This window comes from Streptomyces sp. NPDC090499 (assembly GCF_044769305.1).
Classification (GTDB): Bacteria; Actinomycetota; Actinomycetes; order Streptomycetales; family Streptomycetaceae; genus Streptomyces.
The window spans coordinates 80,830-92,779 of record NZ_JBIVXP010000029.1; the positions used below are offsets into that span (position 1 = coordinate 80,830).

13 protein-coding genes are annotated in these 11,950 nt (G+C 64.5%); 3 read left to right on the forward strand and 10 right to left on the reverse strand.

Annotation, left to right across the window (positions count from 1 at the left end):
- Window positions 1-153: 153 nt before the first annotated feature.
- The 8 genes from ACIQVL_RS48240 to ACIQVL_RS48275 all read right to left on the reverse strand — a co-directional run bounded on the left by ACIQVL_RS48240 (window position 154) and on the right by ACIQVL_RS48275 (window position 4,443).
- Window positions 154-402: a SpdD protein gene (locus ACIQVL_RS48240; protein ID WP_403478810.1), complete on the reverse strand. Its 249-nt coding sequence runs from the start codon at window positions 400-402 to the stop codon at window positions 154-156.
- A gap of 25 nt (window positions 403-427) precedes the next feature.
- Window positions 428-622: a hypothetical protein gene (locus ACIQVL_RS48245; RefSeq protein ID WP_123975882.1), complete on the reverse strand. Its 195-nt coding sequence runs from the start codon at window positions 620-622 to the stop codon at window positions 428-430.
- A 16-nt stretch (window positions 623-638) separates the two neighbouring features.
- Complete coding sequence (locus tag ACIQVL_RS48250) at window positions 639-830, reverse strand: mobile element transfer protein (RefSeq protein WP_403478811.1); 192 nt, start codon at window positions 828-830, stop codon at window positions 639-641.
- Between the two features lie 2 nt (window positions 831-832).
- Window positions 833-1,015 carry a hypothetical protein gene (locus ACIQVL_RS48255; RefSeq protein WP_403478812.1) on the reverse strand — a complete coding sequence of 61 codons (183 nt, stop codon included), beginning with the start codon at window positions 1,013-1,015 and terminating at the stop codon, window positions 833-835.
- A gap of 12 nt (window positions 1,016-1,027) precedes the next feature.
- Window positions 1,028-1,657 carry a DUF2637 domain-containing protein gene (locus ACIQVL_RS48260; protein ID WP_403478813.1) on the reverse strand — a complete coding sequence of 210 codons (630 nt, stop codon included), beginning with the start codon at window positions 1,655-1,657 and terminating at the stop codon, window positions 1,028-1,030.
- 88 nt (window positions 1,658-1,745) lie between these two features.
- The gene (locus ACIQVL_RS48265) at window positions 1,746-3,125 is read right to left on the reverse strand and encodes an FtsK/SpoIIIE domain-containing protein (RefSeq protein WP_403478814.1); all 1,380 of its coding nucleotides are present in this window, start codon (window positions 3,123-3,125) and stop codon (window positions 1,746-1,748) included.
- A complete protein-coding gene (locus tag ACIQVL_RS48270; protein WP_352222640.1) occupies window positions 3,125-3,481 on the reverse strand; it encodes a hypothetical protein in 357 nt (118 codons plus the stop codon). Before ACIQVL_RS48270 ends, ACIQVL_RS48265 begins: the two co-directional genes overlap by 1 nt.
- A 170-nt stretch (window positions 3,482-3,651) precedes the next feature.
- Complete coding sequence (locus ACIQVL_RS48275; protein WP_358920635.1) at window positions 3,652-4,443, reverse strand: GntR family transcriptional regulator; 792 nt, start codon at window positions 4,441-4,443, stop codon at window positions 3,652-3,654.
- A 107-nt stretch (window positions 4,444-4,550) separates the two neighbouring features.
- On the opposite strand from ACIQVL_RS48275, the gene ACIQVL_RS48280 reads away from it, so the two are divergent.
- Genes ACIQVL_RS48280 through ACIQVL_RS48290 form a run of 3 tightly spaced genes read left to right on the forward strand, consistent with a single transcriptional unit; the run spans window position 4,551 to window position 5,831 of the window.
- The gene (locus ACIQVL_RS48280) at window positions 4,551-4,958 is read left to right on the forward strand and encodes an NUDIX hydrolase (RefSeq protein ID WP_403478819.1); all 408 of its coding nucleotides are present in this window, start codon (window positions 4,551-4,553) and stop codon (window positions 4,956-4,958) included.
- A gap of 46 nt (window positions 4,959-5,004) precedes the next feature.
- A complete protein-coding gene (locus ACIQVL_RS48285; protein WP_403478815.1) occupies window positions 5,005-5,433 on the forward strand; it encodes an ATP-binding protein in 429 nt (142 codons plus the stop codon).
- Window positions 5,433-5,831 carry a hypothetical protein gene (locus ACIQVL_RS48290; RefSeq protein WP_403478820.1) on the forward strand — a complete coding sequence of 133 codons (399 nt, stop codon included), beginning with the start codon at window positions 5,433-5,435 and terminating at the stop codon, window positions 5,829-5,831. Before ACIQVL_RS48285 ends, ACIQVL_RS48290 begins: the two co-directional genes overlap by 1 nt.
- Window positions 5,832-6,035: 204 nt before the next feature.
- Here the strand turns inward: ACIQVL_RS48290 and ACIQVL_RS48295 are convergent, their stop codons facing one another.
- Entirely contained in the window at window positions 6,036-8,882 is a 2,847-nt protein-coding gene (locus ACIQVL_RS48295; RefSeq protein ID WP_403478816.1) for a DNA methyltransferase, read from the reverse strand.
- A 1,752-nt stretch (window positions 8,883-10,634) separates the two neighbouring features.
- Window positions 10,635-11,237 (reverse strand): hypothetical protein, encoded by a 603-nt coding sequence (locus ACIQVL_RS48300; protein ID WP_403478817.1) that lies wholly within the window; start codon window positions 11,235-11,237, stop codon window positions 10,635-10,637.
- Window positions 11,238-11,950 lie beyond the last annotated feature (713 nt).

Below are 11,950 nucleotides of genomic sequence, written 5' to 3' on the forward strand. Positions count from 1 at the left end.
CCGAGGCGAGGTTGGTGAGTTCGCTAAGCGGGGGCGGGGTGGTGCGGGTGAAGATGGCTGGCTCCTTCTGGCTGGCTCGGTCAGGAGTGACGGGCCCCGGGGCGGCCGGATGCTTGGCGGTGTCGTGGCCGCCCCAGGGGTCGGGCAGAGGGATTAGCGCCGGTTGTGTTCGCGCAGCAGGGAGCGCAGGACCACGGCGGCGATGGCCACGGAGATGGCCGAGACGGCGACGGCGGTCAGGAGCGCGGTGAGGACCACGCCGCCCGTGAGCACGGCGACGACGGCGCCACTACTGACGGAGACGGCCGGGAGCGCGGAGCGCCGGACGGGGGCTGGGTCGGTCGGGGCGTGGGTGTGCGCGGGCGGCGGGGTGGGACTGTCGGGGTACTTGGGCAGGAACACGGCCAGGTTCTCCTTATCTACTCGTCTAGGCATGTGAGCCGTTTATGACGTCTACGCCGGAGCGCGTACCGGTCTCGATGGCGGGGGCCAGGAAGGTGTGGGAGAGCCAGAAGCCGAAGAGGGCGACCAGCACGACGACCCAGGCGCGGACGCCGAGGAACCTGACGGCGCCCCAGGCGAAGAAGCCGAGTACGACGACCAGCGGCAGACTGACGGTCATGGTGTTCGGGGTCCCTTCAGCGGACGGGGCAGCGGTGGGTGCGGGCGGCGAGTTCGGCGGCGGCCCGGCTGTCGTAGTCGGCGGAGAAGCCGCAGCGGGGTGCGGTGCAGGCGGCACTGTGCTTCTCGCGGCCCCGGTCGTCGTAGGCAGTGCCGACCTGGACGGGGCCGATACGGATGACGTTGCGGAAGCGGCGGTTGGCGGTCATGGTCAGTCCTCCTGCCGCAGGCGGGAGCCGGGGAATTCGTTCAGGATCCGGGCAGTTTCGGCAGCGTCCGACATGCGATCGGCGGCCTCTTCTGCGAGGAGCCGGGCCAGCGTCGGGCGTCCGGTGTCGGCCATCTGGCGGGCCGCTTCGAGGTAGTCGGCGGCTGTGTTGAAGCAGAGCGGCATGGTTCCTCCTGTTCAGGTGAGTTGGGCGGCGATGGCTTCGGCCATGGGCGTCGGGACGCCGAGGCGGGCGCGGAGGGTCGGGGTGTCGATCGGGGTGCCGGTGCGGGTGTGGTGTTCGGCGGCGACTTTTCGGGCGTGGTCGACCAGGGCGGCCGGGACCGGGACGGGCGGGCGTTCCGGCAGCGCCTCGATAACGGGTGGGGCAGGTGTGGCTTCGGGCTCCTTCTCCTGGTCCTGGTCCTCGATGACGTCAGCGTCGATCTCGTCGGTATCCGCTTTCGGCGCCGAGTGGGCGAGAAGGGTGCCGCCGAGGAACGCGACGGCGGGCCAACCGGCCACGAGGATCCGCAGCCATGCCGGGACGTTGCCGAGGTCGAGGAGGCCGGCGGTGGCGACGTTCGCGCCAAGGGACGCGACGAGGGCGATGACGAACCAGCACCAGGCCGCCGCCTTTGCCGTAGCGGAGCGGAGTCGACGCCATGCGGCGACAAGCAGCAGGTCAACGCTGATCGGATAGGCCCAGGCTTTCCACCCGTCCTGTCCGGCCGCCATGGCTACGTCATGGAGGTGGGCGAAGGACAACGCGGCAGCGATGAGCGCCTGAACCAACACCGCGTCGACACGGCCGAGGTGGACGCGCACGGTCCGGCTCCTTTCGGTTTCGGGCATGGGAGGGGTAGGGACTTGGCGCGAGACCGTCACGCCGACCGGTGCGAGGAAGCGAGGACGGTCAGCCGGTCACCGGACGCGGCTGGACGACCGAGGCCGGAGTCTCGACCGGGTGCACCGGCACGGCGGGCCGGAACGGCTTGAGGCCGGGGACCTCGGGGACCAGGTCGGCTGAGTCGTGGCAGATGGCGGCAGCGTCGGCGAGGGAGAGGTAGGGGGTGCGGATGCGGGACCAGCCGCCGGAGGTGTCGCCCGCGACGGCGAGGCCGGGCATCTCAGGAGCGATGGAACAGGCGGCGTAGACGGCCTCGGGGGCGATGTCGCCGAGGGCCATCTTGGCGGAGGCTTCGTCGTTGACACGGTGGCAGACACGGCCGGTGAGCTGGGCCCGGAGCATGGTGGCGCCCTTGCCGAGTTCGGCGCCGAAGCGCTGCCCGCACACCTCCAGATAGATGCCGGCCGCGCGACCGAGCTGCGCGAGGCGGATGAGCTGGGTGACCATCTCGTCCCGCCTTTCCTCGTCCTTGCGAGTGGCGGTGAGGAAGAGTTCCGCCACCTCGTCGACGAACAGGACGACAGGCACGGGGCGTTCGCTCTCCGGCAGGCCCCAGATGTCGGAGGTGATCTCCTCGTCCGGAGTGCCGGGCGCGATGCCCTGCCGTTCCTTGATCAGGTCGTATCGGTCCTCCATTTCCTTGACCAGCACGGGCAGCAGCTCGGCGGCTTCGCTGGGGTCGGTCGCGAGGGCGGAGAGGCGGGCGGCGAAGGGCGCCAGTTCGACGCCCCGCTTGCAGTCGATGCCGACGAGCGCAACACCGTCCTGACGGGCGAGTCCGGAGATGAGGTGACGCAGGTACATGGACTTGCCGGACAGGGTTGCGCCGAGGGTGAGTTGATGAGGCACGGTGCGGTAGTCGCGCACGAAGGGCATGGCGTCCTCGCGCAGTGCCACCGGCACCTTGAGGAAGCCGCCGCCGGTCTTGCGGGGCATCCGGACGCGACGCAGGACGTCGTACCCGACAAGCCGCAGTTCGACGACACCGGGCTTTACGGTGGTGACGTAGACGGCGTGGACTCCCCAGGCGTGCCGCAGCCGTTCGGCCGAGGCGGCGACGTCGGCGGGTTCCTGCCCGGGAGCCAGCCGGAGGCGGAGCCGCAGCCCGGTCGAGGTGGGACGGAGGATGCCCCGGCGGGGCGGGACCGGCCGGACCTCCCGCCGGGTGGTGGCCTTGACGGCGAGAACCCGCAGCCGCGAGGGAGCGACGGTCAGGCCGCAGGCTTCCATGACAGAGCCGTACGAGCTGAGCAGGCGGACCGTGGATATCGGGCCGCCGACCGCGGACCAGTAGAGCGCCGGGTACTTGGCCCGGGTGTAGGCAGCCCCACCGCCGAGCGCGGCGACAGGACCACCCACCTCCAGGAGCGTTGTTAGGTCGGCCATCAGGCGGTGGCCCCCATGGCGGCCGGGAACGCAGCCGGGGTGACGGCGGCGGCCCGGTAGGCGATGCCGTGACGCTGCTGCCCGTTGAACACGGACTCCCACGGCCGGGCGACGAGGCCGGGGAGCGAGACCGGCGCACCGAGGTTCAGCCCCTCGGAAACGCCGCCCTCCGGCACGGTGACCTTGATCAGCGAGGACTCCCCGTCCTCGATGTAGACGACGCCGATGGTCATCAGCGCCTCACCGCTCACCGCGTCCTTGGCGATCTCGCCGGTCTGACGGTCGCGGACCTTCGGCTCAGGAGCCTCGGTGAGGAGGATCGTGGCGGCGGTGGTCTCCACACGGATGGTGCGCACAGGACACTTCCCATCTACTCGTCTATATATGTAGCGATCCGTGAACCCGATCTCCCGGGCTCACGACGATCACCCTGCCACACAACTTGCCCACTCGTCTATACGAGTATGCGTGTTGGGGTGTACGAGTTCAGGGAAGCGTGCCCGCGCACCACCGCAAACCATGACGATCAGGTCGCCGGGAGCTGGTACGACAGGACGTAGGCGTCCGCCGCCATGACCGTGTCGCAGACTTCGACGGGTCGCCCCTCGGTGTCGAAGGCGGTCCGGATCAGGTGAATGACCGGCACACCGGAGGCCAGCCGGAGCGTCTTCACCTCGTCCGGCGAGGGCATCCGGGCGCGGATCTCCTCCTCGAAGTGGTCGAGGCGGTGGCCCAGCTCTTCGAGGCGCGCGTAGATGCCACCGGGGCCGGGGTTGGGCTCGGCGATCTGCGTACCGCGAGCGATGTCGAGAGGCAGGTAGGAGGTGGCGAACTCCACCGGCCGGCCATCGAGGAGATACCGGCGCCGCCGGGCCAGCACACGCCGCACGGACCCGAGCCGGGTGGAGATGTCCTGACTGGCCTTCTCTTCCTTGACCTCAAGACTGTCGACCTGAGGATGACTGCCGGCCGCGTCCGCCTCAACGATGAACGCGGACTTCCCCTGCTCGCGATGCCGCCGGGCGAACCGGTCGGAGGCGAGGCGCCGCACGGGAGGCCGGGGCCGGACGAACACACCCTTGCCGTGCTCGGCATGGACGAGCCCTTCCCCCTGGAGGATGGAGAAGGAGTTCCGGACCGTCATCCGGGACACCCCGTAGTGCTCGACAAGCTCAGCCTCTGAAGGCAGCTTCTCGCCCTCTCTGAACCGCCCACGGTCGATGGCTTCGCGCAGCTGGTCGGCGATCTGCCGGAAGACCGCACGATCGCTCGTGGGGTCGAGATCTCCGAGGAGGCCCGAAGGAAGAGCAGGACTCACTTGTACTCCTTTAGGTATCTAGACGAGTGGGCGAGTGTTGTTGCTACGGTGGAGAGCCTAGCCAGCCGAGAGGGCCGAGGAACGTGAGCACAGAACGCCCGCACTCCGTGAGCGTCGCCGGGGTCGTCATAGACGCCCACGGCCGGGCCCTCCTGATCCAGCGCCGTGACAACGGCAAGTGGGAACCGCCGGGCGGTGTCCTCGAACGCGAGGAGACCATCCCCGAGGCCCTGCAACGCGAAGTCCTCGAAGAGACCGGAATCAAGATCGCCCTTCCGGCGACCCTGACCGGCGTCTACAAGAACATGACGGGCCTGATCGTCTCCCTGGTCTTCCGTTGTCAGACCGCCGACGGCACGCCCACCACCGGCGACGAGACCCGCGCCCTGCGCTGGGCCACCCGCGAAGAAGTCACTGACCTCGCCGACGAGGCATACGCCATCCGCGTCCTGGACGCGATGGACGCGGTGTCTCCACCGGCGATCCGCGCCCACGACGGCGTGAAACTCGTCTAGCCCGAACCCGCTGCACATGGCGGCCTACCAGCACGAAGGAACTTGTATGCACGAGTATACGAGTACAGCCCGGGTCTGGGGGCTCAGTTGCCCAGGTTCCCCGGAAGAGGTCAGCCGGGCCCGCCGATGGACCCGCGACATCCTGCGCGGCTCCCCTTTAGCCGAAGACGCCGAACTGATCGTGAGCGAGCTGAGCGCGAACGCGATCCTCCACACAGCCAGCGGCCAGGAATCGGGCAGCTTCCATCTGGCTCTCGCGGTGTCAGCGCAGGTGATCGCGTTGTCCGTCACCGACGACGGAGGCGCCGGCACCGCCCCGAAAGCCGAGCGCCAGGACCAGGAGGCCGAGCACGGCCGTGGCCTGGGCATGGTCAGCGCCATCGCTCACCGCGTCGTCGTCCACGAGAGCGACAGCGGACACACGGTCACCGCCGAGCTGTTCGCAGGCCCCCGCACCGGAGGTCACCCGTGCTGATGGACAAGCCGCAGCGCGGCTACTGGTGCGAGTGCTGGACCGAGGACATCGCGAAGGAGGCGTGGCCGGTTCTCCGAGCCTCCTTCGACGCGTACTCAGCCCCGCAGGCCGACAGATGGGTAGCGATCGCACTCCGCACCATCTCACCGGCACTCGACCCCGACGCGTCCCAGGAAGCGTGGGAATGGCTGTACGACGGCCGTATTGCGACGAGGAGAGCTCTCCTACGCGCCGAGGCCTGCACGGTGACAGTCACCCAGGCCAACACCCGCATCACATGGACGATCCGGCCCGTAGTCTTCCTGCCACTTGCCCACCGCCAAGGCTCCGAACTCCCGGCCTGCACGCAGGTCTTCAAACCGCACACGGTGCCCCGGGCGCCCCACACACTCGACTGAGTTACAACCTTCATTACGGGTTCAAGGCGGCTCGCTCCGCTCACCGCGCGCGGCCCGGCCCCCGGCCGGGCCTGCGCTCCTGTCTCCGCCCCGCTCCAGCCCGGCCGGCGACCATGCCGCGCACATGGCGGTCAGCCGCCTATCCGATGCCCGAGGGGAGGCAAATCACAGCGGATCCCGTGGCCCTACAGCAGTTCACCCAGTTCACCCCACGGGGGGCAGGATTCGGTAATCCGTCATGCGGACGCTGACTCCCATGGCACTTGCCGACTTCGGGCCCCAAACGATCGCCCCCTCGTCCGAGAGCGTCTGATTTAGCGCGAACAGCTGTGCAAGCTTGTCATCCTCAGCCGTAAATCCATACGCTTCTCTCACTGCTTCGTCGAGCTGTTCGTGCAGATCTCTCAGCTCGTTCCTCCCTGGCCGCTGCAGCGAAGCGTATTGCGCTTCCAGGGGAATTCCTCTCTCGTAATAACCCTGACGAAGCTTGAGCAAGCGAGCAGAAACCCCAACGATGGTTTCAACTTGTTCAGGGGTTGGTGACTGCGGCCACGGGAAACTTGACCAAACAGTCGATGAGGTGTAACGAGGATCTGCCTTCAGATAGGAGCATCGAGCCCTAACCCATACACCATGATAGTCGCTACTCAAAACCCCGAACGAATATTCATCATCGAGGGCGAAGACTGTCATCGAATCTCCCGGGCGAACGGCAGAGTCGACGAACGCGAACACTGTCGGCCTATTCACGCTGGCGTGCCGCGATGTGGCCAGGTACCGATCCGACTTCGCCAGCGACTCAAGCATGTCAGCTCGCCGATAGGACAGATTCCACCAGCGAGATAGGAAGTTGGCATGATGCTTATTCACTCTCGCTTTTGGGTTCGCCCGCAAGACTTCCCGGTTCCGCGCTTCTTCTTTCTCAGCCACCTCTTGCCGCTTGGGGAGCACCCATTCTTCGAGGTACTTCATGACTTCGGGGTGGGAGGATCTAGCCTCAAGTGAATCATCCACGCCGATATCGATCACCCAGCGATCGATCGCCGTCTGGCGAAGCATTTCCCTCCCGCCAAGGAAGGGATGAACTACGGACGAGCTTCCGCCATTTTTGCCCAGCAAACGCCTGCTGGAGCGATCAAGGACGAAACCCTTGCCTTTTGTGATCCCTGGCGTTTGGCCTTCAAAGCAAACCTGCGGGGAAATGTTGACTCTAAGGTCTTTAGCCTTTCGGACATCGAAACCAGGGCGGAGAGTGGGAGAGATCTCGTCCACCTCCAGTCGCAGTTGCCCGTCATTGAGCCATAGAATCTTAGGCGTTACATCAGATCCCTTGCTCCAGTTGACCAAGGAAACGTGTACAACTGCATCTCCTGACCAGGGTTGACTAGAGACAGCCTCGAAAATATGGCCACCGTTGTCCGCGATATAGTCAAGGCTTGACTTGCGCGAGTCATTCTCACGGATTGTTTTGGTGGCCACCATTCCCGCACGTCCGCCGTCAGGCAGGTGATCATGTGCCTTAGGGAACCAGTAGGTGACAAAGTCTGAAACGCCTGAGACGTTTGGGTACTCCCGGCTGAGCCGCTGGCAGTACTCGGCTCCCAATTCTTCAATCATGCCGCGGCGCCCAAGATACGGCGGATTCCCAATGATTGCGTCAGCTTGAGGCCATTCCGAGAACAGCGCGTCAGCCGCTACGATAGTTCCGTTTAGGTTATCGAGAGGAAGCACCTGCTGCTGGTCACCGAGCTCATCGGTGGACAGCTTCTTAGCCAGCATCATGGTGACCTTCGCAACTTCAACCGCAAACGGGTTGATGTCAATACCAAAAAAGTGATCTGTTGGCACATATGAGATCGACTGCTGACCCATATGCCGACCGCGTCGGCGTTCTGCGATGAGGCTCTGAACCTCTTGTTCCACTCTGCGCAACTCCCGGTAGGCCACATAAAGGAAGTTGCCTGAGCCACACGCGGGATCCAGCACTCTATAGCTGCTCAGCTCCAGGAGCAACCTTTCAAGTTCTGGGATAGATCCAGCCTTCAAGACCCTTTCTCGCCAGGGATTTACAATTACGGGGCCGACGATCTTCGCAATGTCCGCCTGACTCGTGAAATGGGCTCCTTGAGCGTGGCGCTCACTCTCTTCCATGGAACCCTCGAAGAGCGTGCCAAAGATTTCAGGGCGGACTGCTGACCAGTCAGTCTGGCAAGCTCGTCGCAGATCATCCAGTTCATCATTCGTTAGCTCGACAGGATAGACCTCAGAAAATAGGCCCCCATTGAAATAGGGAGTGCCTTTGTAACGACCTGCCGGCGTGACGCCTTGCGTATTCATCTCACGGAATAGACCGAACAGGAGGTCGTAAGCGTCGCTGCCAGATGATGAATCTTCCAGTGCGCGAGTAAAAAGATGCCCTGGCAGCATTCCTATATCTTCGGCGAACATTGCCATCACTGACTGAAGTGTAAAAATCTGCGCCTTGATACGCGGAATGCCGCGACCATGAATCTGCTTAAATACTCGAGCTACATCAGCCGCAGCACCCCGAGTGACAGCCACGAGGTCATTTTGGAATACCGGCTTTTGTTCAATCGGGAGCAGGAAAGCGAGGGCCTCTACCCTTCGCGGAAGATCATCCAGCTTTACCCGGTCTACAGGTTCGTCGAGCTGCTGGTCGAAATCATAAACCCAGAATTGATCAAAGTTGCACAAGATGACATATCGCGGCCGGTCAGGGACCGCCTGAACCCAATATTCAAAAGCTTGCCTATAGTGCTTCGAGAGGTCAGTTCCAGCCCGCTTCATCTCAACCAAGCAGCGGGGCTTCCACATGAGATCCGCAAAAGCGGTTCCTTTATGGTCGCGCCGCTTTATGCGCATTTCCAGAGTAGCCCCAGCTTCTCGGACGCCTTCGTGGCCCAAGGCGCGGAAGAAGCGATCCAAGAAGACCTGCGCTTCACCTTTTTCGTCCCCGGAAAGATGCTCCTTCCGGTACCGCACGAACTCGACGAGACGCGAACGAAGGGCGTCAGAACCTAGGCTCACCATGCATGTAGGTTACGGGATCCCGGACCCATAGGAGGTAGATCACTCAAAGCTTCCCAGGTGGCGGCCCTTCTTGTCGATTTCGTCAGTTCGCTCAGCTCTAACGAGCCGTCTGGCTCGGCTTGAAGCGCAGAGCCGGTTGTCTGCACGTGTTGCGTGAGCGAGCGGCAGACACCGCAATGGCGTGGCTGAGACTGGTGGGGGTACAGCGAGACACACGCGTGCGCAGTTGGTCGGCGCACCCGCCGTCGTGACTGACTGTCGTCGGCTGAGGTTCGTGCCACAACCGTGCCAGATGCGGTGGTCAGCCACAGTCAACACCGTTGCCCCACGGTCAAGTAACGGCCCGCTTCCTCGGCCAGTGAAGCCGCAGCTCAGCTGCCAGGTCGCCGGGCCTCTCTCCCAAAACAGGCGTCGCAAGTTCGAACCCTGCCGGAGGGGCCCTCTCGCTATCGAGTGTCCGAACACCCGTCGGTCTGTTTGCTTACCTGCGCTCAGCCCGACGACCGTACTGTCCCCGTGTAGCTTGGGCTGTGCATCAGGTTGTAGTTCAAGTTGAAGCTCAGCTTGACTTTGCAGACCACGCGATGAGTCACTCAAGGTCGGCTCCGTGACATGGCCCAGCCTGGGGCCAACCAGGCTGGGCCAGCGCCCACGGAGCAGTAGGTGAGCCTGGCCGTGCAACATACGGCCAGGCTTACCGCCCTACTTGCTCCGCGAGTGCAACGACCGCCACCAGAAGGCTGAGCGTCGACAAGATCACTTGCCAACGATCGGGGTCAGGCCACTTCCTGCCGGCCTTCTTGAACGATCGATCCCTCATCGCTGCCCCTCTCTTCTCTGGGCACCCCGATACCGGGGAGCTCCGGCCGACCTGGCTGCCAGCCGGGACGTTACGGAGGAAGAGGAGCAGCGCGTAGAGCGTAGCGCGCGAACTCGGCGCCATGTGGGGCCTCTTGTGTGTCCCTGGGCTCCGTCAATAATTATCGGCGTACTTACGCGCATGCTTATTTTGGAAATTCTTCTTGTTCGAGGGTCATTTTTGGCCTCCGGCCTCCAGAGAGGCCGCCAGACGGCCGCCCAGCAATTGAACGCGTTCAGTCAAATCAGTGAGCTCACCATCACGCCGCTCACGGCACCATGACCCTTGTGATGGGTGTCACACTGGATGCGAAGTTGTCGCACATCACAGGCGCATCAGGTGAGGCGGGAGTGCTCCAAGCGCACGAAGAGCAGCAACGGTGGGTGTCTAACTGCGTAAAACCCCGATGGACAGCGGAGGACGAGCAAGGACGTCGACGGACCGTCAGCGCAGCTGTGAAAAGCACACCAGCCCCAGGCAGAGCCTCTGCCCAAGTTGTTTCGGGACGAAGCGGTCATCACACAAGGTCTACCCGCCACGCTTCCGTCGCCGCGGCTGGCTCTGGTCGACGGCATGGCAGCGTGGCTGAGGCCAGTGGGGGTGGGCCGAGGCACACGCGTGCATGGTCGGTCGGCGCACCCGCCATCGTGGCTGACTGTCGTCGGCTGAGGCTCAGACACCCCGGATCCCAGCTCCGTCCGTGACATTCGACGCGAAGAGTCCATGCCATTCGTGTGCCAGATCGTACGGGGAACCACGGGGAACAGCGGGGACTGACTAGGGGTGCGATCAGGGCTTCAACACCGCTCCGTCGCAGGTCAGCCCAGCAGCAGCCGCCAAGAAGCCCAAGCTTCCCAAGCTAATGGCGCGCGTTGCTCGGTACAGGAGTGCAGTCAGAGGAGGTCTCGCCAGAAGGGGACCGTTGCCCTCGGGTTCCAGTCCTCGTCGACTTCGCCGCGTGCCTCGTCGAACTCCTGGTGCATGTAGTCGGCCAGGTCCAGCCCGTAGTAGATGACATCGGTCTGCCACATCGAGAGCACCGGATGACCGAAGCTTCCCCGGCCGGACGGCAGGTATCGGTGGGCGTACACGGGCACCAGCATCGGCGCCGCCCTCAGATGACACCTTGCCGTGTCCAGTGCCGTCGCCCCATCAGACGGACGCTCGCCCCAGCCGTCGTACCAGAACGCGTTGTACTCGACGTCGAGGAGAACACCCTCGGCCGGCCAGTCGAGCTGTCGGCGCAAGCTGTCCAGGTCACCGCTTCTCCACTCGGGCCAGGGCTTGGACCAGGTCTGCCCATCCTCGGGAGGGACGTTGACCGGCAGGCCGGCGGCAAGGAATGCTCGGTGATCGTCTGCGAACTCGAAGCCGTACTCGCGCTCGATGCGGGCGAACTCGGCGTCCGTCAGACCCGACTCGAACTCATAGAGGCCCGTCTCTGCCAGACGGCGGGCGGCTTCCGCGCCCAGACGTACTCCCTCACTGTTGATCACGGCAGCAACGCTAGAGCCAACCGAAGCCCGCAGTCACCCGAGTTGAGCGGGGAGCCCCGTCTCAGTTCCCGTCTCATTCAGCGCGGTTCACCGCCGTCCAGGGCAGGCCGGAGGCCGATCGTGAGTGTGTGTCCGGCCGCCCATGAACCCAGGTGAACGCCCCTGCACACAGCCCTCAGCCCCACCAACACAGTTGGAAAGCGTGTTGGGGGCAACCCCTCACGAGTTCGAATCTCGTATCCTCCGCAGCCGCCTGAACAGGCGAAACGAAGAGCCGAGCCACGAGTTGTGGCTCGGCTCTTCGGTGTGGACCGGTTGTATTTTTGGTTGCACTTACGCCCGGCATTCAGGACATTTCACCGAACAGTCAGGCGCACGCTTCCACATCCCGCGGCGGGTGACCGAACCGGCTATGTGGCGCACGCCGACGGAACCTTGCGGTAGACCTCGCGACGGTTGCCGACGACCAGGATTCACACGGTGAGCTCCGGTCGTGCCTCGCGCGCGGCAGTCGAGGCAGGCCACAAGCCGCCAACGCCCACTGGGAGGAACCTGCCCTGATGCGGCACCCGCCGACCATGGAGGTACGCCATTCTGGAAACCCGGCGCCGAGCCTCCGGTCGTGTCCCTTCTCGTGGTGTAGCCGATCAACCGGCGGTCGCGTTGGTGGTGTTGGGTAGCGCGGGGGTGCTTTCGGGGCGCTCGGCTGGGTA